Here is a 19,984-nt window from a genome sequence, read left to right as displayed (position 1 = left end):
GCCGTTTCACTATGGAGAAAAGTGCTTCCATGTGGCATGTTCTGCAACAGATTAAGGAGCAAAACTCTACAATAGGGGCGCTTCATTGGAATCAGCCAATTTGCAAGGCATCGTCGCATTCGTTCACGCGGTGGAGGCCGGCAGCTTCACCGGCGCCGGCGCGCGGCTGCATGTCACCAAATCGGCGGTCGGCAAGTCGATCGCGCAGCTGGAACAGCGATTGGGCGTTCGCCTGCTCAACCGCACCACCCGTAGCCTCAGCCCGACCAGCGAGGGCCTGAGCTATTACGAAGCCTGCGTCAGGGCATTGGCCGAGATCGATGCCGCCCAGTCGCTGCTCGCTTCCCGCAAGCAGGTGCCTTCCGGCCGGCTTCGTGTCGACCTGCCTCTGGCCTTCGGCCGCCGGTGCGTCGCCCCAGTGCTGTTCGAGATTTCCAAAAGATATCCGGATCTGACGATGGAAATCTCCTTCAACGACCGGCGCGTCGACCTGATCGAGGAAGGCATCGACCTGACGGTGCGTATGGGCGACCTCGACGACAGCTTGTCGCTCGCCGCGCGCCGCATCTATGCCCAGCGTTCGGGCGTCTGCGCCGCCCCCGCCTATCTCGACGCCCATGGCAGGCCGCAATCGATCGAGGACCTGGCCAGGCACAGCCTCATCGGCTACGGCCGCGACGGCACGGTCCATCCCTGGACCGTCAGGCATGCCGACGGCCGTCTCGAAAAATTCGCGCCCAAGGCGCGGCTGGTGCTCGGTCACGGCGAACCGATGCTCGATTCGGTACTGGCCGGCTGCGGCATCGTCTATCTGCCGACATGGCTGACGGCCGACAGCATCAGGCGCGGCGAGCTCGAAATGGTTCTGTCGGACAGTCTTGTCGAAAACACCGTGGTGCATGCCATCTGGCCGGTAACACGCAATCTCGCGCCAAAGGTGCGCGTCGTCGTCGACGCCCTGATCGAGCATTTTGCCGCGCCGCCCTGGGATGTGGCAGGAGTGCCGCCTGATTGCCCGGCTCGCTAAATTTAAAAAGCGCGACCGTCCTATTTTCGAAAACAGCGCGGCAATGCTATGGACCCGGCATGCTTTATGCTGAAATTGCCATCGTGGTCGTCCTCATCTGCATTAACGGCCTTCTGTCGATGTCCGAGCTCGCCATCGTCTCGTCGCGGCCGGCGCGCCTCAAGACGATGATCGACCGCAACGTCAAGGGCGCCGGCCGGGCCCTGGCGCTCGGCGCCAATCCGGGAAAATTCCTGTCCTCGGTGCAGATCGGCATCACTTTGGTCGGCGTCTTGTCCGGTGCCTTTTCCGGCGCCACGCTCGGCGAGCGGCTGGCCACCTCCCTGGCGTCGGCCGGCATCCGCGAAAGCCTCGCCGATCCGCTCGGCGTCGGCATCGTCGTCGCCCTCATCACCTATGGCTCGCTGATCATCGGCGAACTGGTGCCCAAGCAGATCGCATTGCGCGACCCCGAACGGGTAGCCGTCAGGGTCGCCCCGGCAATGACCATCCTCGCCAGCGTCTCGGCGCCGCTGGTCTTCCTGCTCGATTTTTCCGGCCGCGCCCTCCTGTGGCTGCTTGGCCAGCGCGGTCAGAGCGAGGATAAGGTTACCGACGAGGAGATCAAGATGCTGGTCGCCGAAGCCGAGCACCACGGCACCATTGAATCCGACGAACGGCGGATGATCGCCGGCGTCATGCGGCTCGGCGACCGTGCCGTGCGCGCGGTGATGACGCCGCGCACCGAGGTCGACTGGATCAATCTGCAATCCGACGAGGCGGCCATCAGGAAGCTGCTGATGGACACCCAGCATTCGCGCCTGCCGGCCGGCGACGGCGGCGTCGACGCCATGATCGGCGTCGTCCAGACCCGCGACGTGCTGGCCGCAATGCTCGGTGGCCGCGCTCTCGACCCGCGCCGGCACGTGCGCGCCGCGCCGATCGTGCATGACCAGGCCGACGCGCTGGACGTGCTTGCGACACTGAAGGAATCCGACGTGCCGATGGCGCTGGTGCATGACGAATACGGCCATTTCGAAGGCATCGTCACCCCGGCCGACATTCTGGAAGCGATCACCGGCGTCTTCCGTTCGGATCTCGACGCCGGCGAAGAGGAAAACGCCGTCAAGCGCGAGGACGGCTCATGGCTGCTCGCCGGCTATATGCAGGCCGACGAGATGGCAGAGGTCCTCGGCATCGACCTGCCTGAGAGCCGCGATTACGAAACCGTCGCCGGCTATGTGCTGTCGCATTTGCACCATCTGCCGGCGACCGGCGAATGTGTCGACGCACAAGGCTGGCGCTTCGAGGTCGTCGACCTCGACGGCCGCCGCATCGACAAGCTCATCGCCACCCGCCTGCCCGGCGGCCACCGCGAGGTCGTGCGGTAAGGATCGACGCGACTTATGGGCTATATGCTCGCGGCGACACCGCTCGCACAGTCAAAGTTGATTGGGAATACCGCCTATGGTCGACCAGCTTTTCGCCGACCCGTATCTCGCTGCCGTCTACGATGCCTGGCACCCGAGATCTGCGCGCGACGACTATGATTTCTACCTGCCCCGCATTCTAACAGCAGACGCGGTGCTTGATGTCGGATGTGGAACGGGCACCCTCCTTCACGAGGCACGCCTGGCTGGACATTCAGGGCGGCTCTGCGGCATCGACCCAGCACCCGGCGTGTTGGATCGCGCACGAACGCGCGCGGATATCGAATGGGTTCTCGGCGATCTCCTATCGACCGGCTGGACAGCCGAGTTTGATCTCATTGTGATGACGGGGCATGCATTCCAGGCCCTTGTCAGTGACGAAGACCTGAGGGATTTCATGGCGGCTGTCCGACACGCCCTTGTGCCAGGCGGATGCTTCGCGTTCGAAACGCGGAACCCTTCGGTGCGGGCGTGGGAGCACTGGACACCCGAAAATGCGGTCGTCGTTGAGCTGCCTGACGGATCGCTGGTGCAGATCACAACAGAGGTGATCATGCCGTTCGACGGACAGACGGTGACATTCACCCACAGGTTCGGCGGAAAGCATCCGAGCCTTCCGCAAGTTAGTCGCAGCACCTTGCGATTCCTCGAGACGGACGCCTTATCGAGCCTGCTGGGGAACGCGGGGCTACGGATCGAACAGCAATTCGGCGACTTTGACGGCAGCCCACTTGGCCCTTCGAGCCCAGAGATCATCACGTTCGCGGCCAGATGAAAAGGAGCATCCGCTCTCCAGCCCTGCAAGCAACGACAACTCGCGGCCCCATTGCGGACGTGGAGCTGTATTTTGCGGCGGCTGCGACGCAGAAATGAGACTGCCGACCGTCAGCCAGGTCAAGCTTGGCAATCGCAGGACTCAGCGATCAATCGATTGCCTCGATGCCTTGTGCCCTCAGCCGTTCGAGATGGTCCATCATCCAGAGTGCCGGTTAGATAGACCCAGGCTGCCTGCTTTCGCGCGCCGTAGTTGGCGCTGTGGCCGGCTTCGATCAGGTCTCCCGGTTTAAGGTCGGCCCGGGTGCCGTGGTAGAATTGGCGCGGCTGGTCGGAGGCTGTCATCGGCTCGCTACTCATCCTCGTTGTCTCAGGCATCATGGTGCGCACTATTTCATGCACCTCATCGAACCAAGCCTCCGGCCGCGCGGTTATCGGCCGTCCGCGCTCAGCGCTGCCGACATCCATTCCGGTCATACCGCCCGATGCGCGCTAGCGGTCGGCTGCCGGCGCGGTTATTATCGGCGGCTGCACCGTCGCCAAGGTGGAAAATGGATCTGCAAGTCTTCAGAGACTCGATTGCGAAACCACAGCCGCCAGCCGGCTTGAGCCCTGCCCTGCAGGCGCTGTGGTGGGATGCAAAGGGCGATTGGGTCAAGGCGCACGAGTGCGCGCAGCAGCGCGACGATACGGCGGGCATGCACGTGCATGCCTATCTCCACCGCAAGGAAGGCGACCAGTCGAATGCGGAATATTGGTATCGCCGCAGCAACGCGGCGCCGTCGACCTTAACGCTTGACGAGGAATGGCAGGAGTTGGCAAGTACACTTTTGCAGCAAAGCTGACGCTTGCTCAGTCATCGTAAAATAGCCGGTCCTGCATCCACTCGCCGGGGTTTCAGCTGGCGCCCTGGGGCTTGTCCCTGCCGTTCCATTCCGCATTGCGCGCCTGCGCCTCTTCGGCGATCAGCTTGAACTCCCGCATCTTCGCAGCTTCGATGGCGAATGCGCGGCTTGGCAGGACGCCAGGGTCCTCCTGACTGTTCTGAAACTGAAAACGGGCCTCCAGTTCGGCCCATATTCGCTCGGGTGCCGTACCCTTGCTGGCAAGCAGCGCAACAACCAGCGCCAGAGTCTCGCGCTGGGCGTTCAGCCGCCCTTCGATCTCTTCATTCGGCAATTCGGACATGCGGGTCGCTTCCAGTTTCTGGCTCAACGGCAAAATCGCACCCTTGTTCCGGAACTCGGGGCTGGCGCGGTCCGGCTGGGCAGCAGATGCTCGCAATCGCAATCGAGATGACCTCTCCTCCTCGATTCTGTTGACTCGGGCCGATGGCACTTCTCGCGCCGCTTGCGTCCAGCTTCTTCGAACGCGGCAATGCGAACAAATCTTGAGAGCCTGAAGCGAATTGTCGAGACTGCTCGTCCAGCAGATTGATCCCAAGGGTCGCCGTTTAACCTCATTCCAGCACACTTCCGGATTCCACCCCGTAGCCGGCACCTGCGGTTAACTGCCCGCGACGATCAAAGCCTGTCATCGAGAACGGCCATAGGCTGCTGCGAGCACCGGAACAGCTGAGAAGCCTTGGCGTTGTTGGCATCTGGGATCTCGAGCGGACGCTATGAAACCTTCTGATTTTTAAGCCGTTATCGCCGGATGCCCGAGGCTAAATTTAAGCTGAAATCGGTTGACGGCGCCCGAACGCGCGATGCCGAGAAGTCGCGCCACGAGAAACAATCGACGGTCGAAGTCGCGTCAGAGGTCGTCGGCCAGCCCGCGCCGCCGCCGGATGTCACCGAACCCGATCCTGAGCTGACACCTGAAGAGGCCGAGCGGGCGCGCAAGAGATACCTGCTTAAGCGCTTCTGGATCAGCGCGCGCGGTTACTGGAGCGGCAGTGGCGACAGGGTCGCCTGGCCGTTGACGATCGGGCTGTTGGTCCTGATCGTCGCCAATGTCGGCTTCCAGTATGGGATCAATGTCTGGAATCGCGCAATTTTCGACGCCATTGAGCAACGCAATGCCCACACCGTATATTGGCTGAGCGCCGTATTCCTGCCACTCGTGATCGGAAGCGCCAGCCTTGTGGTGGCGCAAGTCTTTTTTCGCATGAGGATACAGCGCCGCTGGCGGTCCTGGCTCACCACCGCGGTCATCGCGCGCTGGCTCGCAAGCGGCCGCTACTATCAGCTGAACCTCGTCGGCGGCGATCATAGCAACCCCGAAGCCCGCATCGCCGAGGATTTGCGGATTGCCACCGAATCGCCCGTCGATTTCATCGCCGGTGTCATCGTCGCATTTCTGTCGGCCTCGACCTTCATCGTGGTGCTCTGGACGATCGGCGGCGCCCTGACCCTGACGATTGCAGGTTCGACCGTCACCATTCCCGGCTTCCTGGTCATCACCGCGGTGCTCTATTCCGCGATCACGTCCACTTCGATGGCGGTCATTGGCCGCCATTTCGTCCACCTCTCCGAGGAAAAAAATCAGGCGGAAGCCGAGTTCCGCTACACGCTGACGCGCGTGCGGGAAAACGGCGAGAGCATCGCATTGCTCGGCGGCGAGGAGGAGGAGCGCAGCGGCATGGACAAGACATTTGCCCATGTGCTCAGGCAATGGGCGCTCCTTGCAGGCCAGCACATGCGCACGGCGCTGGTGTCTCAGGGGTCGAGCCTGTTTGCGCCTGTCGTGCCGGTCTTGCTTTGCGCTCCAAAGTTCCTCGAAGGCAGCATGACACTTGGACAGGTCATGCAGGCTGCCTCGGCCTTTGCCATCGTGCAGGGCGCGTTCGGATGGCTGGTCGACAACTATCCCCGTCTCGCCGATTGGAACGCCTGTGCTCGGCGCATCGCTTCGCTGATGATGTCGCTCGACGGGCTCGAGCGGGCGGAACAGAGCAACACGCTGGGACGCATAAAGCGCGGCGAGACCGGCGGCAATGCGATGCTCAGCCTGAACAATCTCTCCGTGTCGCTCGACGACGGCACCGCCGTGGTCAAGGAAACCGAGGTCGTGATCGAACCAGGCGAGCGGGTGCTCGTCGCCGGCGAATCCGGCTCGGGCAAGAGTACGCTGGTGCGGGCCGTCGCGGGTCTGTGGCCATGGGGTAGCGGCAGCGTCAACATCCGCGCCGACAGACGGTTGTTCATGTTGCCGCAACGGCCCTACATCCCGACCGGGACGCTTCGCCGCGCTGTCGCCTATCCAGGCGCCGCCGACAACTGGACGCTGGATAAGATCAAGGCTGCCCTCGACAAGGTGGGGCTCGACTACCTCAACGACCGGATCGAGGAGGACGCGCCATGGGACCAGACCTTGTCGGGTGGCGAAAAGCAGCGCCTCGCCTTTGCGCGTCTTCTGCTGCACCGCCCCGATATCATCGTGCTGGACGAGGCAACGTCGGCACTCGATGAGAAGAGCCAGGACAAGATGATGGAGATGATTATTCGCGAATTGCCGAAGGTCACCATCATAAGCGTAGCGCACCGCGCCGAGCTGGAGGCCTTCCACAGCCGCAAGATCACATTGGAGCGGCACAAGGGCGGCGCAAAACTTGTCAGCGATATCGAACTCGTCCCGCGCAAGGACAGACGGAACTTGCTCATGCGCCTTCTGAGGCAACGGCGCGCCAACGGAAAGCCAGCGCGACCTTGAGCAAAGCGGCGCTGCCCTACGCAAAGAGTGAGGCCGCCGGTCGGACCAGGCGGACCATCGCCGGTTCGAGTCACTGCCCGTATCTGGTCCTGAAAGCACCAGCCGTGGTACCTTGATTCCGGGCAGCTGCTGCTGTCGGAACGTCGATGGCACGAGCGCATTTCCATGTCCGGTGCAACGCCGATGCAACCCGGGTTGATTTCAAAAGCCCAGATTGATTTCGAAAGCAAAGGGACCAGCAATGACAATCGCAAAGAACACGATCTGCCTTTGGTACGACAAGGACGCCGAGGCTGCGGCCCGCTTCTATTCCGAGATTTTTCCCGACAGTTCGGTGAAATCCGTCCACCGCGCTCCCAGCGACTACCCGTCCGGCAAGGCAGGCGACGTGCTGACGGTCGAGTTCACGGTCGCCGGCATCCCCTGTCTCGGCCTCAATGGCGGGCCCGCGTTTAAACACAACGAAGCCTTCTCCTTCCAGATCGCCACCGACGATCAGCAGGAGACCGACCGCTATTGGAACGCCATCGTCGGCAATGGCGGCCAGGAAAGTGCCTGCGGCTGGTGCAAGGACAAATGGGGCATCTCCTGGCAAATCACGCCGCGCGTGCTGACCGAAGCGATGGCCGCCGGTGGCGATGAAGCAAAGCGCGCATTCGAGGCGATGATGGAGATGAAGAAAATCGACGTTGCAGCGATCGAGGCGGCGCGGCGCGGCTGACAGTTTCGGGTGGCCCGACGCGAAAAGGTCAGGGCAGAGCGGCCGGAAATGCTGCCGGCCCATCATCTCCAGGCAGGCGTGCGATGGTGCTGAACTGCGCTGCGTTTTACGACGCCGAACTGCGACGGCACAACGAGGTCTTCAGGGCTGCGGTCAAGGTGGGAACGCGCGATCGCGTGCTCGATATCGGATGCGGTTCGGGACAATCCTCTCGTGATGCTGCCCGTGTCGCGGTGGAAGGCGGCGTGCTCGGCGTGGACGTATCGGCGCAGATGCTCGAGATCGCCCGGAAGTGTAGCGCGAAAGAGGGATTGCGAAACGTCGCCTTTGAGCGCGGCGATGCGCAATTGCTGGTATTTCCGCCTGCCGGTTTCGATCTGTGCATTAGTCGGTTTGGAGTGATGTTCTTTGCCGACCCGGCGGCGGCGTTCGCCAACATCGGCCGGGCGTTGCGACCAGGGGCACGTCTTGTGTGGATGGTATGGCAATGCGAGGGCCGCAACGAGTGGGCGACTGCCATTCAGCGGGCGATTGCGCCGGGGACCGCCATATCGAGGGGCGCCGCCACCCCGTTTTCGCTTGGCGACCCCGCCATCACCGCGGAGATCTTGCGTGCATCCGGTTTCGTTTCGGTCGACTTTGCCGAAGTGCATGAGCCGGTCTTCTACGGCCAGGACATCGATGCGGCCTATGACGCTTTGCTTGGCCTGCAACTGGTCAAGGATCCGCTCGCCCGCGCGGATGTGGATGTCGACGCGGCGCTGCGGCGGTTGCGCGATCTGCTCGACGCGCATTTGACCGCGGACGGTGTGCTTTTCGACTCGCGTGCCTGGATCGTCACCGCGTTTCGGGCGAGCCGATAGTAACCACTCGATGTAGACGATCCTGTTCTCTCGGCCTTCCCGTCAGTCCATTTGCGGCGTGACTTCTGAAAGCAGCCAATCCCTGAAAGCCTTGACTTTGCGCTGACGGATCGCCTCCGGCGGGTAGACGAAATAGAAGCTGGAGGGGGATTTCAGGGCGTAGCCGAAGGGGCGGACAAGTCGCCCGGCGGCAAGGTCGGCCGCAACGAGCATGGTCCGGCCGAGCACCACCCCCTCGCCTTGTGCGGCCGACTCCATGGCAAAGGTGGCAGAGTCGAAGGTAATCCCGCTCTGCGGGTCCACGCCCTCGACCCCGGCGCTAGCCAGCCAGGTCGCCCAGTCGATCGGAAAGCTGTCACGGATCAGCGTGTGGTGTTTGAGGTCCTGAGGCGTGCGGAGCGGATGTGCACCCTCAAGAAGCTTTGGGCTGCACACTGGAAACACCTCCTCGCCGGTGAGGAACTCCGACGTGAGCCCCGGATAGTTTCCGTTGCCATAACGGACGGCGACATCGATGCCGTCGCCGAGGAAGTTGGTCAGCTTCCCGCTTGTCGAAACCCGCACATCCACGTCGCCATGCGCACCGTGAAAGCGATAGAGGCGCGGCACCAGCCATCTCCCCGCGAAGCCATCGGAGGTGCTGACGTTCAATGTCGAGCTCGAATAGCGGGCTGTTGCTGCAGCGGTGGCGGTGGCCAACTGGGCGAGCGCCTCGCGCACCGCCCGCGCATAGGGCTCGCCAATGGCTGTCAGACTCACCGAACGCGTACCGCGCTCGAACAGCTGCACACCGAGCTGATCCTCAAGATTCTTGATCGCCCGGCTGATCGCACCGTGGGTGACATGAAGTTCCTCTGCCGCCTTGGAGAAACTCAACAGGCGCGCCGCGGCCTCGAAGCTCGGCAAGGTGGTGAGGGGAGGCAGCTTCCGGGGCATGGACCGAGACCTATGTGTGAGCATCGCTCACACATTGTCGCCGATAAGTCGTTTGTCGTCCAGGCCAGAAGCCGGCATGTTTGTTCGCGTAATCAGTCATTCACCGTCGCTGCAAAAGGCGAATTTGATGTGACTGATACTCTCGCTGACAAAAGTCGCGGGGCAACTGCTGAAACCAAAACTGCCGCCACTCTGGGAGAGCACCATGAACGCCGAACAAGTTGAACCCATCGTCGACGTCCTGACCGGCATGGCTGGCCGCATCCTCGCCTCGAGCAGCCGGCGCCGGACCAAGCGGCAGATTGCACGCTTCTCGGCCCGCCGGCTCGAAGACCTCGGATTTGCCCGCGACTGGGACGGCTCGGTCTATCGGCCGTCGGACCACCGCTAGCCTGAACGAAAGCAACAGCGGACAGGCTCTTCGCAAAAGATCGCTGTCGTAAGGAATTAATGGAGAACGGACATGGCCACCATCCACCCATTCCTCTGGTTCAACACCGACGCGGAGCAAGCCCGCGATTTCTATCTCTCGGTCTTCAAGAACAGCAAAGCGCTCCAGACCATCGAATACACCGACTGGGTGTCCGGAACCAACAAGACGGTCCCGCATGCCACCTTCGATTTCGAGCTCGAAGGACTGCACCTTACTGCGCTCAATGCCGGGCCGCAGCCGCCCTTCAACGAGCGGCTCTCGCTTTACATCGAGACCAGGGACCAGGCCGAGACCGACTACTACTATGAGGCGCTCACCGCCGGCGGCGGCAAGGCACAACCCTGCGGCTGGCTCACCGACAGATACGGCGTCTACTGGCAGGTCATCCCGGAAATCCTGCCGCGGCTCAGTGCCGATCCGGATCGCGAAAAGGCCAACCGCGTCCGGCAGGCGATGTACGGGATGCGCAAGATCATCATCGCCGACCTCGAAGCCGCCTATGCCGGCAAGGCCTGACCCTCACCGCAATCGCAACGAACGGAGAACCCTCATGACATCGCTCGTGGACAGGAAAGTCATCGTCGTCGGCGGTAGTTCCGGCATCGGTCTCGGCGTCGCGGAAGCTGCTCTCAACGGCGGAGCGAAGGTCGTGATCGTCGGACGCTCGCCCGAGAAACTGCTGGCTGCCGAACGGACGCTCAATGCGGGCCGCGTGACCAGCGTGGTCGCCGACATGACCGACGAAGCGGACGTCGCTCGCCTGTTCGACGAGGTCGGTCCCTTCGATCACCTCGTATCGACCGCCGGAACACTGCCGCCCGGCGATCCGATCGGCAGTACAGACATGAAGGCTGTGCGAGGCTTCGTCGATAACAAGCTGATTAGCGCCGTCATGCTCTCCAAGCATGCTGTGCGCACCCTGAAGGCCGGCGGCTCGATGACCTTCACCTCGGGAATAAATAAGGATCGGCCGCCGGTGCCGGGAGGCTCGGTCGTCTCCGCGATTGCCGGTTCATTCAGCTACTTCGCCCGCGCCCTGGCGCTCGAACTGGCCCCGACGCGCGTCAATGTCGTGTCGCCCGGATGGGTCGATACACCGATGTGGGGCATTGTTGGAGAAGCCAAATCCAGCTTCTTTGCCGACATGGCTGCCCGGTTGCCATCGAGAAAAATTCCGACCGCTGCGGACGTCGCCGCCGCCTACCTCTACCTCATGGAAAGCGACTTCACGACCGGCGAGACGATCCGCATCGATGGCGGCCATAACCTGATCTAGCCGCTATTTGCACGCCGCCTGAATGGGTTGAGCCGGCATGACCGCTAGTCCGGTGCACTGCTGCCGAAGGCGACGAACGCCGGCGGGTCATGCCGGCGTCGCTCAATCGGGGTTTACATCGGCAGCCAGGTCCCTAGTTTTAGCGTTTCGCGCCGCGCACCTAAGTGTGTGGATGATCGAGGACGGGACCGTGAGCTCTGGCCGGCCCCTCGAAACTTTCAAAGGATGGCTATCATGACACAGGCCAAGAATGGCGACACCGTGCGCATCAATTACAATGGCCGCCTGGCTGACGGCACTCAGTTCGATTCTTCCGGCAACGAACCGCTGCAATTCACGTTGGGTGAAGGACAAGTGATCGCCGGTCTCGAAACCCATGTCGAAGGTATGGAGGTGGGCGCGAAAAGCACCGTCACCATTCCCGCCGACGCCGCCTATGGCCCCCACCGCCCCGAAGCGGTCATGACCGTCGATCGCGCCCGCGTACCAGACAACATCAATGTCGATATCGGCACTCGATTGCAGGTCAGAACCCCGGAAGGGCGCCCGATGCCGGTAACAGTCGTCGGCGTGGACGACACCAGCGTCAAGCTCGACGGCAATCATCCGTTGGCCGGACGCGATCTCGTGTTCGACGTTGAACTGGTCGAGATCGTTCAGGCGGCGTAGGGCACGGCAAAGCGCGTGACGGCCATGATTTTCGGGTGACGCATTTCGACCGGCGGTTCCGGCGGTGCGTCACCTGTCGGAGGGAAAGACCGCGACGGCGGAAATCGTGTAGCGTGCAGCAACCCATAGAGACATTCGGCATCTGGAATGTCCAATTCAGCGTCGCGGTCTCGAGGACCTGTGGAAGACCTCGCTTGACAGCCGACTTCTCGTGACCGCAAAGTCCCGTGATGCGGGCGATTGGCTGGAATAGAATTGCGCGTGTCGGGGCAATCGTGCTGATGATTGGCACAAATGTTCCTGCGCCGGCACGTTCCGACTCGCTCCTTTTCACAAGCCCGTCCCAGCCGGCCAATGTCGGCGATGCGATGCTGGCGGCTGCCAATTATCATGATTCCGGCGACTATGATCGCGACCTTGCCGCTGTGGCGAAGCAGGCAGGCGACTGGGTCGTCAAGCGCGCAATGGAGGTGCCTCGCCCCGCACTGGTGCTCGATATCGACGAGACGGCTTTGGCCAACTGGGAAGTGATCACACGTGACAATTTCGGCCGCCCGATCGGCGGCGCCTGCGACATTGCAATCGACGGTCCCTGTGGCTGGGCCGCCTGGGATCAGCTTGCGAAGGATCCGGCGATCGACCCGGTGCTGGAGGTTTTCCGGCAGGCACGAACGGCGAAAGTCGCGGTGTTCTTCATCACCGGACGTCCGGAGGACCAGCGTCAGGCAACCGAACAGAACCTGCAGTCGGCCGGCTATGCCGGCTACGGGCACCTTTACATGGTCCAGCCTGGGGCCAAATACGGCTCCGCCGCAGATTTCAAGGCACCCATAAGGGCCGAAATCGAAAAGGCCGGCTACACAATAATTGCCAATGTCGGTGACCAGCCATCCGACCTGTTCGGCGGGCATGCGGAGAAGCTGTTCCTGCTGCCTAATCCGTTCTACCGGGTTCGCTGACGGCCGGAACGGCACAAGCCCGGATCCTCGGCTCCTTGCCGAGCACCTACTAAGGTATCAAGACAACCTTGCCGGTCGCGCCGCGCTCGTCAAGCAGGCGATGTGCGTGGCTGGCCTGGTCGAGCGGGAAGCGGCCACCTTTGGTCACCACAAGCTGACCACCAGCGGTCAGATCGAAAAGCTCCAAAAGGCCGTCACGGAGCCCGTCCGTAGACAGCAACGGCAGCAGGGCAAAACCCTTCAGCGACTGGTTGCGGCCGATCATCGCCTCCATCTCCGGGGCGCCGAGCGCGTATCTGCCAAGTGCTGCAAACACCAACTCTCCGCGAGGTGCCAGAGCCTCCAGCGCAACCGCCGTCAGCGGGCCGCCGACAATGTCGTAGATGATGTCGACGCCGGCGCCGTCTGTCGCTGCCCGGACGTGCACCGGCCAATCCGTGTTGCTGTAGTCGACGGCAGCATCGGCTCCCAGCGACAAAGTAAGGTCGAGCTTGGCCTTGCTGCCGGCTGCCGCGATGACACGGCTTGCGCCGGCGCGCTTGGCAAGCTGGACGAGCAACGAACCGACGCCGCCCGCGGCAGCGGCGACCAGCACCGATCTGCCGGCCGGCGGGCTTTGCCGCGATAGATACAATGCCGTCAGTCCTTGCACCATCAATGCCGTCGCGTTTTCGAACGAGAGCGAATCCGGCAAGGGCACGGCCAGGCTTGCGTGGATCGTCACATACTCGGCATAGCCGCCAAACGGGCGGCTCGAGGCGAACAACGGCGCGGCGACGCGCGTGCCGAGCAAGGAAGCGTCCACCCCCTGCCCAAGCGCCTCCACGATCCCGGCGGCCTCGACGCCAGGGATCATCGGCAGTTGCGGCGTCACCGCATAGCGATCCGCGCGCATCAGCACTTCGAAGAAATTCACCCCGGCCGCATGAACGCGGACCAGGACCTCGCCGGCTTGCGGCTCAGGCTTCGGCACCGTGACTATGTCGAGAACGTCGGGCCCGCCGAAGCGGCTCAGTTGAATGGCTCTCATCGCATGCACCGATCGCTGTTGGCATCGGCCGCTGTTTGCCACTATCTGCCTGGCTTCGACTACACACCAATTTGTCCGCTGCTGACCGGGAGGTGACCATGGCCAAGCCGATCAAGAGACTGCCGATGCTGCCGGCGGAGCGCGCGCTGAAAGTGATTTCGGGGCGCTGGAAGGCGGTCATCCTGTACCATCTCTTCGACGCGCCCCGGCGGCTGTCGGCGCTGCAGGCGCTGATGCCCGATATCACCCAGAAAGTGCTGATCCAGCAGCTTCGCGAAATGGAAGAGCACGGCCTCGTCCGCCGCGAGATCTTTGCCGAGATACCTTCGCGCGTCGAATATTCGGCGACGCGGCTCGGCCTCAGCCTCGAGCCGATCCTGCTGGCACTTTGCCAGTGGGGCCAGCATCACGCGGACGAGCTGAATGAGATGGACCGCCTTGCCGATTGCATCATCAGACCACGGCAAGCGCAGGACGCCCATGCCGTGTAAACAAAAGGGGCGGCGCATGCGCCGCCCCAATGGTTGGAAGAATTAATCCTTGGGAGGACTGTTCGAACCTGTGCTCAGGCCGCCTTGACTTCCTCGGCGACGGCATCGGCCTGACGCGCCGTCTTCAGCACCCTGGCCCACCATGCAATGTCGTTGACCAGCGCGGTTGCCGCCTGGTTGAGGTGCTCGAACTCGTCGAGCTTCTTGTCGCCTTGCTTGACCGCAAGGAAATCGGCCCAGGAGATGTGTACGGCGGACTTCACCGGCGCCATCTGCAACTCGACCGCATGCAGCCTCAGCTGCTCGACCGCGCGCGCGCCACCGACGCTGCCATAGCCGACGAAGCCGGCCGGCTTCTTGTTCCACTCGTTGGCGGCGTAGTCGATGGCGTTCTTCAGCACGGCCGTCGGGCCATGATTGTATTCGGCGGCGGTGAAGATGAAGCCGTCGAATCCGGCGACCTTCTTTTGCCAGCGCTGCGCCACTTCGTTCTGCGACGGCGCCCAGGCGGAGGATGCGACCTCATCGAAGAACGGCAGCGGGAAATCGCGCAGGTCGACGACTTCGACGTCGATATCGGCGTGCGACTTGGCGATCTTGGCAATCCATTCGGCCGGGACGTCGGCAAAGCGCGCGGCGCGGGTCGAACCAATGACGATGGCAATTTTGGGTTTTGACATAGAGGGGCTCTCCTTACAGGAATACTGGTATCGTTTAGATACCTGAGCTATATGAGTAACTGGCCGCTCAATGTGCAAGGAGGCACTTTTTTGTTACCAAGGCACCCGCACCGCACCGAGGACTGCCGCGCCATCTCGGAAATCCTGCAGCGCGTCGGCGACAAATGGACGGTGCTCGTGGTCGGCAAGCTTGGCAACGGGCCGCTGCGTTTCAACGAGTTGCGCAGCGCGGTCGGCGGGATTTCGCAAAAGATGCTGACCACGACCTTGCGCGGGCTCGAGCGCGACGGCTTCGTTACACGCACCGTGTTCCCGACCATCCCGCCGCGGGTCGACTACGAATTGACCGATCTTGGCTACGAACTGCTGGTGCCGGTCGATGCGCTCGGCGAATGGGCACGCAAGAACACCGAGCGCGTCAAGGCGGCGCGCGAGAAGTTCGACGCCATGCACAGCTGAACCCTTGTGCTGCAAGGGTTTGAACCTGCCCGGAAGCCTCCGGATGAGCGCTACTGCTGTAACTGCATCTTGGTCTTCGGCAGCTTCTCGATCCGGTTCCATTTCGGGTTGGGACTGACCACCCTGCCGCCAATCGTGCAGGTCGTGGTCGTCTCCTTGCGGCAATTGCTCACCGTCGTGCCGCTGGTGTCGCATTTCGTCGCCGAGCAGATCTCGCACTTGGCCGCCTGCCCGTTGATGGTGCGGTTTTCCGACGTGCAGGTGGCGCCTGGATCGCCTTTTTTGACCTCGGCAAAAGCGCTTGCGGACGACAGGCAGAGCAAGGCTGCAAAGCCACCCGCCAGGGCAGCGTTCAGCATGTGTTGACGCATTGTCTTTCCTCCCAAGATCCCGTCGGTCGCGCTGCAGGCGCGCATGCGGGAACCCGTTAGCCAAAGACCACGCGGGATCGCTGTCCGCATCCCCCGCGCGGGAGAGACGGCTGTTTAAACCCGTCTTCTGGAATCAGGCCGGGTCAGCCTTCGGCCGGAACCGCCTTCGGCTTGCCTTCGCCGTCCAGCGCCACCATGACGAAGTCGGCATGGGTGACCTTCTCCATCAGGTCGGAGAGATAGCGCTGCGCCCAGGCCTCGACCTTGAGCGTCATCGAGGTGCGGCCGACGCGTTCGACATGCGTATAGATGCACAGCGTGTCGCCGATCTTCATCGGCTTGGCGAAGGACATTTCCTTCACCGCCGCCGTCACCACGCGGCCCTTGGCGCGCTCGGCGGCGCGGATGCCGCAGGCGAGATCCATCTGCGCCATCACCCAGCCGCCAAAAATGTCGCCTGCCGCATTGGCGTCGGAAGGCATGGCCAGCGTCCTGAGCGTCAGATCGCCGATCGGCCGCCCGTCCGCGTAATGCACCATTTGGCCAATCCTCTCGAAGCCGATTGTCCCGATCCCGTATCGTCATGGCACGGACAGGTCAACGCGCCACTAGACAGGTCGCGGCCTGAAGTTCGGCTATCGGTCGACAGTGTTGAAAAGATGCTGTGCGGAGCGGGACGTAGGCATAGGCGTTGCCCTCGCGGATAACATGACCGATGCCTGGAAAGCGCAGGTGCATGCCTGCGACGAGCAGGCCATCCGCCGACACCATGTCGAGCACCTTCTTGCGTGTGGCGATTGCGGTCTTCTGGTCCACGTCGAAGGCGATTGCCCATTCCGGATGCGCAAATTGCAGCGCGGAGGCGTGGATTACGTCAGTGAAGAGCAGCAGGTGGTTGGCCTCCGAACGGCCTCGCTGAGCCCCGGCTTGGCCGCCTACTGGACAGGTGTCCGACGTTCGAGTGCTCGGCGCAACGTCGGCGCCTCTTGCTCGATATGATCCCACAGACGGTTCGAGATCGGCCCGTGCGGCCGGTCGCGGCGGCGCGCCACCACCAACTCCTCGGTGCGGCCTGGCAGATGACGGCCGGCAACGGATTGCAGGCGTTCGTCGCGCAGCTCTTCCTCGATCAGGAAGCGAGGCATGTGGCCCCATCCGAGGCCCTGCAGGATGATTTCCTTCTTCATCCCCTGGTCGGCCACCATGCATTGCGGCGCGCCCTCGATCATGAAGTAGTCTTGTTGCGGTGAATGGCGGGCCGTGTCGCGCATGACACATTGGGTGAACGCGTGCATCTGATCCGGCGTGATGGGGTGCTTGATCCGTTCCGGCAGAAAGCCCGACGCTACTACTGGGACGAAGTGCACCTTGCAGAGATCGATCCATTCCACCCGCGGATCGCTCTTGTCGATCCAGTGCAGGATCAAATCGGCTTCGTCATCGAAGAGGCGCTCCCACGGGCCGCCCACCGCCTCGAAATGCAGGTGCAGGCGTGTGCCCGGACACTGGGCGAAGAACCGTCCGAGCATGCCCAATGCCTGCGGACGCGGGCAAAGGTCGCCGATCACCACATGGATCTCGCTCTCTTCGCCCATTGACAGCTGAGCAGCATGAAGCCGCAAGCCCTCGAGCTCGCGCAGCAGCGATTGTGCCCTGCGATGGAACGACAGCCCTGCCTCGGTGGGGCGCACGCGATAGCCGCCGCGATCCAAGAGAACGAGGTCGAGTTGCCGCTCCAGCTTTGCAACGGCTGCGAACACCGCCGGGTGCGAGCGATGCAGCATGGCCGCCGCAGGCTGAAAGCCGCCGCAGCGGACCACGGCATCGAAGCATTGCAGGTCGTGCAGGGTGAATTCGGCCATGTCAGCTTCCATTACAGAGATAGTCGTATCTTTGTAATATCCTCAAAAGCGCGCCGCAGCTAGGCTTTGCCACATTCAACGCTCCAAGAAGGAAGGTGTATTCACCATGAATGAGCTGGATTTCGTGACCGTCGGCGATGGCACACGCATCGCCTACCGCATCGACGGCGACGCCGGGAAGCCCGTGCTGATGCTGTCGAATTCCATCGCCACGACGCTGCGGATGTGGGACATGCAGGTCGGCGAGCTGTCGAACCATTTCCGTGTTCTGCGCTATGATTTTCGCGGCCACGGAGGGTCGAGCGTTCCGGCCGGCGCTTATTCGCTCGACCGGCTTGGCCGCGACGTGATCGAGTTGCTCGACACCCTGGGCATTGAACGCGTACACTTCCTCGGTCTGTCGTTGGGCGGCTTCGTCGGGCAGTGGCTCGGCATCCACGCGCCCGAGCGGATCGAGCGCTTGATCCTGAGCAACACCTCGTCCTACCTCGGACCGGCAAAGCAGTTTGACGAGCGGATTGCCGCCGTGCTGCAGGCGCCGGATATGTCCGAAACCGCCGAGATGTTCCTGGGCAACTGGTTTCCTGCGCGTATGCTGGCGGCCAACGAGCCCGTCATCGAAGAATTTCGCGCCATGCTGCTGGCCATCGACCGGCAAGGCTTGGCTGGTCTGTTCGCGGCGGTTCGCGATGCGGACCTTCGCCGAACCGTAGCGCTGATTTCCAGGCCAACGTTGGTGATCGCCGGCCGGCACGACACTGTGACAGCCGCCAGCCATAGCGAGTTGATCGCGGCGATGGTGCCCGGCGCGAAACTGGTTGTCCTGCCCGCGGTCCACTTGTCGAATGTCGAGTACCCCACCGAGTTCATGGAGGCCGTGCTTGGTTTTCTGCGCTGAGATGGAGCACGACAGGGATGCTGAGTGAAACCCCGGTTTGAACATCCCCGCATGGACCGCAACCTATGATGCGCTAGCGCGCAGTGCAGGCTAGACTGGGCAATATCAATAGCGGATGACGGCTGACATGGAACTTGGCTTTCGCCCATTAACGCCCGATCTGTGGCCGGCGCTCGAGGACCTGTTCGGTGACAGCGCCGTCTGCAGTCGCTGTTGGTGTATGTACGGACGGATCGGCAGTTCTTATCGAAAGCGACCCGGCGAGGAAAACAAGGCAGCGTTCCGGCAGGCCGTCCAGCATGGTCCGCCTCCGGGTTTGCTCGCTTTCGACGGCGATACGGCTGTCGGCTGGTGCCGGGTGACGCTGCGAGATGCCCTGCCCTGGCTCGATCGGCTATGGCAGCTCAAGCGCGTGGACGACAGGCCGGTCTGGTCCCTGTCCTGCCTCTACGTGCGAAAACGATACCGCAGGCGGGGCGTAACATTCCAGCTGATTGCGGAAGCACTGGAAGTCGCAAGGCGCGCAAATGCTCCGGCACTCGAAGCCTATCCTTTCGAGGCCGACGTATCGCCGAGTGCTTCCGGCAGCGGATATGCCTCCACCTTCGCGCGCGCCGGGTTCAGGGTCGTCGCTCGCAGAACGCCGGCCCGCCCGATCATGCGCTATGATTTCAAGCAGATTGCCGATCATCGCCTGTAATGCTTGGATCGCTTGCGAGGAAGCTCAGGCACTTCGAAATGAAGCCGGATCGTTTTCAACTTTTGGTCAGAGGCACAACGTGGATTGGTTCACACGACGCAAGCCGTTCTCGGGCGCTGCGAAGTCACCTTTCCCATTCAGCATGTTGACCACCATGGCAGAGGAGGAGCTGACGCCCTTTGTCGACGACACTTACCGAACGACGTCCCGACATCTCCTTTCTGATGGAGCGGTCATCTATATTCCTTATCGGTTACATTTTCTGCCAAGCGTGCGAGAGCATCACCTTGGCTTTTCATTTCCGTCGCATTGCCTGCTGACACGATCGACAGATGGCTTTTTGCGGCAGAAATCAGCCAAGGTGATCCTGTCGCTGAACGAAAGTTGGAGCATCGCCTTCGTCGTTCTGCTGTTGGGCGAATATGTCGTCGAAATCGCCGAAGACATCTACGCCGCAGTACCTGATCTGGACGCTTCAGCCTATGCCAGTTTTGTCCGACAGAACCGAGACGTAATGCGTGCAATGCGCAGCAAGGCCACAAGCTATTGGAATGCCTATTACAGGCGTGCTTATCCCAACCGGAAATCCTATCCAGCCATTGCTGTCCTCAATCAACTCGATGCGTGGGCAAGTTAGGTCTTCATCAATCTTCTTGGCGCTGAAAGTCGAAATTCAAACGAAGTTGCCAGTCGCTTTTTTCACATCGGATGCCGGAAGACCCGGCGACGCCGCGCCGCGCTCAAGTCTAGGCTAGAGCTGAATTCCGGAGCC

General features: G+C 62.2%; 26 protein-coding genes. 17 read left to right on the top strand and 9 right to left on the bottom strand.

The genetic code is table 11. The annotated features are described in order from the left end of the window. The first annotated feature begins 85 nt into the window (after positions 1-85). From NKH67_RS07760 to NKH67_RS07750, 3 genes are all read left to right on the top strand, one after another. Positions 86-1,027, top strand: coding sequence for a LysR family transcriptional regulator (locus NKH67_RS07760; protein ID WP_352469793.1), 942 nt, complete (start codon positions 86-88; stop codon positions 1,025-1,027). 59 nt (positions 1,028-1,086) lie between these two features. After that, positions 1,087-2,397 carry a hemolysin family protein gene (locus NKH67_RS07755; RefSeq protein WP_352469792.1) on the top strand — a complete coding sequence of 437 codons (1,311 nt, stop codon included), beginning with the start codon at positions 1,087-1,089 and terminating at the stop codon, positions 2,395-2,397. Between the two features lie 76 nt (positions 2,398-2,473). Then, the gene (locus NKH67_RS07750; RefSeq protein WP_352469791.1) at positions 2,474-3,211 is read left to right on the top strand and encodes a class I SAM-dependent DNA methyltransferase; all 738 of its coding nucleotides are present in this window, start codon (positions 2,474-2,476) and stop codon (positions 3,209-3,211) included. A 119-nt stretch (positions 3,212-3,330) separates the two neighbouring features. On the opposite strand, the gene NKH67_RS07745 is transcribed toward NKH67_RS07750, so the two are convergent. Then, positions 3,331-3,555 carry an NAD(+)--rifampin ADP-ribosyltransferase gene (locus NKH67_RS07745; protein ID WP_352469830.1) on the bottom strand — a complete coding sequence of 75 codons (225 nt, stop codon included), beginning with the start codon at positions 3,553-3,555 and terminating at the stop codon, positions 3,331-3,333. Between the two features lie 206 nt (positions 3,556-3,761). Between NKH67_RS07745 and NKH67_RS07740 the strand changes: the two genes are divergently transcribed. Continuing rightward, positions 3,762-4,055 carry a hypothetical protein gene (locus tag NKH67_RS07740; RefSeq protein WP_352469790.1) on the top strand — a complete coding sequence of 98 codons (294 nt, stop codon included), beginning with the start codon at positions 3,762-3,764 and terminating at the stop codon, positions 4,053-4,055. Between the two features lie 52 nt (positions 4,056-4,107). Here NKH67_RS07740 and NKH67_RS07735 read toward each other — a convergent pair whose 3' ends face one another. Beyond that, complete coding sequence (locus NKH67_RS07735; RefSeq protein ID WP_352502226.1) at positions 4,108-4,398, bottom strand: hypothetical protein; 291 nt, start codon at positions 4,396-4,398, stop codon at positions 4,108-4,110. Between the two features lie 468 nt (positions 4,399-4,866). Between NKH67_RS07735 and NKH67_RS07730 the strand changes: the two genes are divergently transcribed. From NKH67_RS07730 to NKH67_RS07720, 3 genes are all read left to right on the top strand, one after another. Continuing rightward, a complete protein-coding gene (locus NKH67_RS07730; protein WP_352469789.1) occupies positions 4,867-6,864 on the top strand; it encodes an ABC transporter ATP-binding protein/permease in 1,998 nt (665 codons plus the stop codon). A 247-nt stretch (positions 6,865-7,111) separates the two neighbouring features. Continuing rightward, complete coding sequence (locus NKH67_RS07725) at positions 7,112-7,585, top strand: VOC family protein (protein WP_352450557.1); 474 nt, start codon at positions 7,112-7,114, stop codon at positions 7,583-7,585. A gap of 83 nt (positions 7,586-7,668) precedes the next feature. Further along, complete coding sequence (locus tag NKH67_RS07720) at positions 7,669-8,448, top strand: class I SAM-dependent methyltransferase (RefSeq protein ID WP_352469788.1); 780 nt, start codon at positions 7,669-7,671, stop codon at positions 8,446-8,448. Between the two features lie 42 nt (positions 8,449-8,490). Here NKH67_RS07720 and gcvA read toward each other — a convergent pair whose 3' ends face one another. Beyond that, complete coding sequence (gene gcvA, locus NKH67_RS07715; protein ID WP_353030469.1) at positions 8,491-9,384, bottom strand: transcriptional regulator GcvA; 894 nt, start codon at positions 9,382-9,384, stop codon at positions 8,491-8,493. 205 nt (positions 9,385-9,589) lie between these two features. Here gcvA and NKH67_RS07710 point away from each other — a divergent pair, with 205 nt between their 5' ends. The 5 genes from NKH67_RS07710 (at position 9,590) to NKH67_RS07690 (ending at position 12,721) form a co-directional block, all read left to right on the top strand. Next, positions 9,590-9,775, top strand: coding sequence for a DUF1127 domain-containing protein (locus NKH67_RS07710; RefSeq protein ID WP_352469786.1), 186 nt, complete (start codon positions 9,590-9,592; stop codon positions 9,773-9,775). 72 nt (positions 9,776-9,847) lie between these two features. Further along, positions 9,848-10,333, top strand: coding sequence for a VOC family protein (locus tag NKH67_RS07705; RefSeq protein ID WP_352450460.1), 486 nt, complete (start codon positions 9,848-9,850; stop codon positions 10,331-10,333). Between the two features lie 34 nt (positions 10,334-10,367). Next, on the top strand, positions 10,368-11,093 hold the full coding sequence (locus tag NKH67_RS07700; protein WP_352469785.1) for an SDR family oxidoreductase: 726 nt from the start codon (positions 10,368-10,370) through the stop codon (positions 11,091-11,093). A gap of 234 nt (positions 11,094-11,327) precedes the next feature. Further along, complete coding sequence (locus NKH67_RS07695) at positions 11,328-11,762, top strand: FKBP-type peptidyl-prolyl cis-trans isomerase (RefSeq protein ID WP_352469784.1); 435 nt, start codon at positions 11,328-11,330, stop codon at positions 11,760-11,762. A gap of 281 nt (positions 11,763-12,043) precedes the next feature. Then, the gene (locus NKH67_RS07690; RefSeq protein WP_352469783.1) at positions 12,044-12,721 is read left to right on the top strand and encodes an HAD family acid phosphatase; all 678 of its coding nucleotides are present in this window, start codon (positions 12,044-12,046) and stop codon (positions 12,719-12,721) included. A gap of 49 nt (positions 12,722-12,770) precedes the next feature. Here the strand turns inward: NKH67_RS07690 and NKH67_RS07685 are convergent, their stop codons facing one another. Further along, entirely contained in the window at positions 12,771-13,751 is a 981-nt protein-coding gene (locus NKH67_RS07685; protein WP_352469782.1) for a quinone oxidoreductase family protein, read from the bottom strand. 98 nt (positions 13,752-13,849) lie between these two features. Between NKH67_RS07685 and NKH67_RS07680 the strand changes: the two genes are divergently transcribed. Further along, complete coding sequence (locus NKH67_RS07680; RefSeq protein WP_352450464.1) at positions 13,850-14,242, top strand: winged helix-turn-helix transcriptional regulator; 393 nt, start codon at positions 13,850-13,852, stop codon at positions 14,240-14,242. A 74-nt stretch (positions 14,243-14,316) separates the two neighbouring features. Here the strand turns inward: NKH67_RS07680 and NKH67_RS07675 are convergent, their stop codons facing one another. After that, complete coding sequence (locus NKH67_RS07675) at positions 14,317-14,922, bottom strand: NADPH-dependent FMN reductase (protein WP_352469781.1); 606 nt, start codon at positions 14,920-14,922, stop codon at positions 14,317-14,319. Positions 14,923-15,012: 90 nt separating this feature from the next. Here NKH67_RS07675 and NKH67_RS07670 point away from each other — a divergent pair, with 90 nt between their 5' ends. After that, positions 15,013-15,381 carry a winged helix-turn-helix transcriptional regulator gene (locus tag NKH67_RS07670; RefSeq protein ID WP_023678378.1) on the top strand — a complete coding sequence of 123 codons (369 nt, stop codon included), beginning with the start codon at positions 15,013-15,015 and terminating at the stop codon, positions 15,379-15,381. Positions 15,382-15,431: 50 nt separating this feature from the next. Here NKH67_RS07670 and NKH67_RS07665 read toward each other — a convergent pair whose 3' ends face one another. The 4 genes from NKH67_RS07665 to NKH67_RS07650 form a co-directional block, all read right to left on the bottom strand. After that, positions 15,432-15,752 carry a hypothetical protein gene (locus NKH67_RS07665; RefSeq protein ID WP_352469780.1) on the bottom strand — a complete coding sequence of 107 codons (321 nt, stop codon included), beginning with the start codon at positions 15,750-15,752 and terminating at the stop codon, positions 15,432-15,434. A gap of 143 nt (positions 15,753-15,895) precedes the next feature. After that, a complete protein-coding gene (locus tag NKH67_RS07660) occupies positions 15,896-16,291 on the bottom strand; it encodes an acyl-CoA thioesterase (RefSeq protein WP_023678380.1) in 396 nt (131 codons plus the stop codon). Between the two features lie 58 nt (positions 16,292-16,349). Then, positions 16,350-16,568, bottom strand: coding sequence for a hypothetical protein (locus NKH67_RS07655; protein ID WP_352469779.1), 219 nt, complete (start codon positions 16,566-16,568; stop codon positions 16,350-16,352). A gap of 119 nt (positions 16,569-16,687) precedes the next feature. After that, a complete protein-coding gene (locus NKH67_RS07650) occupies positions 16,688-17,614 on the bottom strand; it encodes a LysR family transcriptional regulator (protein WP_352469778.1) in 927 nt (308 codons plus the stop codon). 106 nt (positions 17,615-17,720) lie between these two features. On the opposite strand from NKH67_RS07650, the gene NKH67_RS07645 reads away from it, so the two are divergent. The 3 genes from NKH67_RS07645 (at position 17,721) to NKH67_RS07635 (ending at position 19,849) form a co-directional block, all read left to right on the top strand. After that, complete coding sequence (locus NKH67_RS07645) at positions 17,721-18,512, top strand: alpha/beta fold hydrolase (RefSeq protein ID WP_023678383.1); 792 nt, start codon at positions 17,721-17,723, stop codon at positions 18,510-18,512. 127 nt (positions 18,513-18,639) lie between these two features. Next, a complete protein-coding gene (locus NKH67_RS07640; RefSeq protein ID WP_198023584.1) occupies positions 18,640-19,212 on the top strand; it encodes a GNAT family N-acetyltransferase in 573 nt (190 codons plus the stop codon). Then, entirely contained in the window at positions 19,193-19,849 is a 657-nt protein-coding gene (locus NKH67_RS07635; RefSeq protein ID WP_352469777.1) for a hypothetical protein, read from the top strand. Before NKH67_RS07640 ends, NKH67_RS07635 begins: the two co-directional genes overlap by 20 nt. The last annotated feature ends 135 nt before the right edge of the window (positions 19,850-19,984 follow it).

Source organism: Mesorhizobium sp. M0968 (assembly GCF_040319065.1).
Lineage (GTDB): Bacteria > Pseudomonadota > Alphaproteobacteria > Rhizobiales > Rhizobiaceae > Mesorhizobium.
Note: the sequence above shows the minus strand (reverse complement) of the source record. Positions and strands in the feature narration are given on the sequence as shown.

Bases quoted from the DNA above. Each gene is read 5' to 3' on its own strand.
- NKH67_RS07755 (WP_352469792.1), top strand. From the start codon at position 1,087: ATGCTTTATGCTGAAATTGCCATCGTGGTCGTCCTCATCTGCATTAAC.
- NKH67_RS07750 (WP_352469791.1), top strand. From the start codon at position 2,474: ATGGTCGACCAGCTTTTCGCCGACCCGTATCTCGCTGCCGTCTACGAT.
- NKH67_RS07745 (WP_352469830.1), bottom strand. From the start codon at position 3,555: ATGACAGCCTCCGACCAGCCGCGCCAATTCTACCACGGCACCCGGGCC.
- NKH67_RS07740 (WP_352469790.1), top strand. From the start codon at position 3,762: ATGGATCTGCAAGTCTTCAGAGACTCGATTGCGAAACCACAGCCGCCA.
- NKH67_RS07735 (WP_352502226.1), bottom strand. From the start codon at position 4,398: ATGTCCGAATTGCCGAATGAAGAGATCGAAGGGCGGCTGAACGCCCAG.
- NKH67_RS07730 (WP_352469789.1), top strand. From the start codon at position 4,867: ATGCCCGAGGCTAAATTTAAGCTGAAATCGGTTGACGGCGCCCGAACG.
- NKH67_RS07720 (WP_352469788.1), top strand. From the start codon at position 7,669: ATGGTGCTGAACTGCGCTGCGTTTTACGACGCCGAACTGCGACGGCAC.
- gcvA (WP_353030469.1), bottom strand. From the start codon at position 9,384: ATGCCCCGGAAGCTGCCTCCCCTCACCACCTTGCCGAGCTTCGAGGCC.
- NKH67_RS07710 (WP_352469786.1), top strand. From the start codon at position 9,590: ATGAACGCCGAACAAGTTGAACCCATCGTCGACGTCCTGACCGGCATG.
- NKH67_RS07705 (WP_352450460.1), top strand. From the start codon at position 9,848: ATGGCCACCATCCACCCATTCCTCTGGTTCAACACCGACGCGGAGCAA.
- NKH67_RS07700 (WP_352469785.1), top strand. From the start codon at position 10,368: ATGACATCGCTCGTGGACAGGAAAGTCATCGTCGTCGGCGGTAGTTCC.
- NKH67_RS07695 (WP_352469784.1), top strand. From the start codon at position 11,328: ATGACACAGGCCAAGAATGGCGACACCGTGCGCATCAATTACAATGGC.
- NKH67_RS07690 (WP_352469783.1), top strand. From the start codon at position 12,044: ATGATTGGCACAAATGTTCCTGCGCCGGCACGTTCCGACTCGCTCCTT.
- NKH67_RS07685 (WP_352469782.1), bottom strand. From the start codon at position 13,751: ATGAGAGCCATTCAACTGAGCCGCTTCGGCGGGCCCGACGTTCTCGAC.
- NKH67_RS07680 (WP_352450464.1), top strand. From the start codon at position 13,850: ATGGCCAAGCCGATCAAGAGACTGCCGATGCTGCCGGCGGAGCGCGCG.
- NKH67_RS07675 (WP_352469781.1), bottom strand. From the start codon at position 14,922: ATGTCAAAACCCAAAATTGCCATCGTCATTGGTTCGACCCGCGCCGCG.
- NKH67_RS07665 (WP_352469780.1), bottom strand. From the start codon at position 15,752: ATGCGTCAACACATGCTGAACGCTGCCCTGGCGGGTGGCTTTGCAGCC.
- NKH67_RS07660 (WP_023678380.1), bottom strand. From the start codon at position 16,291: ATGGTGCATTACGCGGACGGGCGGCCGATCGGCGATCTGACGCTCAGG.
- NKH67_RS07650 (WP_352469778.1), bottom strand. From the start codon at position 17,614: ATGGCCGAATTCACCCTGCACGACCTGCAATGCTTCGATGCCGTGGTC.
- NKH67_RS07645 (WP_023678383.1), top strand. From the start codon at position 17,721: ATGAATGAGCTGGATTTCGTGACCGTCGGCGATGGCACACGCATCGCC.
- NKH67_RS07640 (WP_198023584.1), top strand. From the start codon at position 18,640: ATGGAACTTGGCTTTCGCCCATTAACGCCCGATCTGTGGCCGGCGCTC.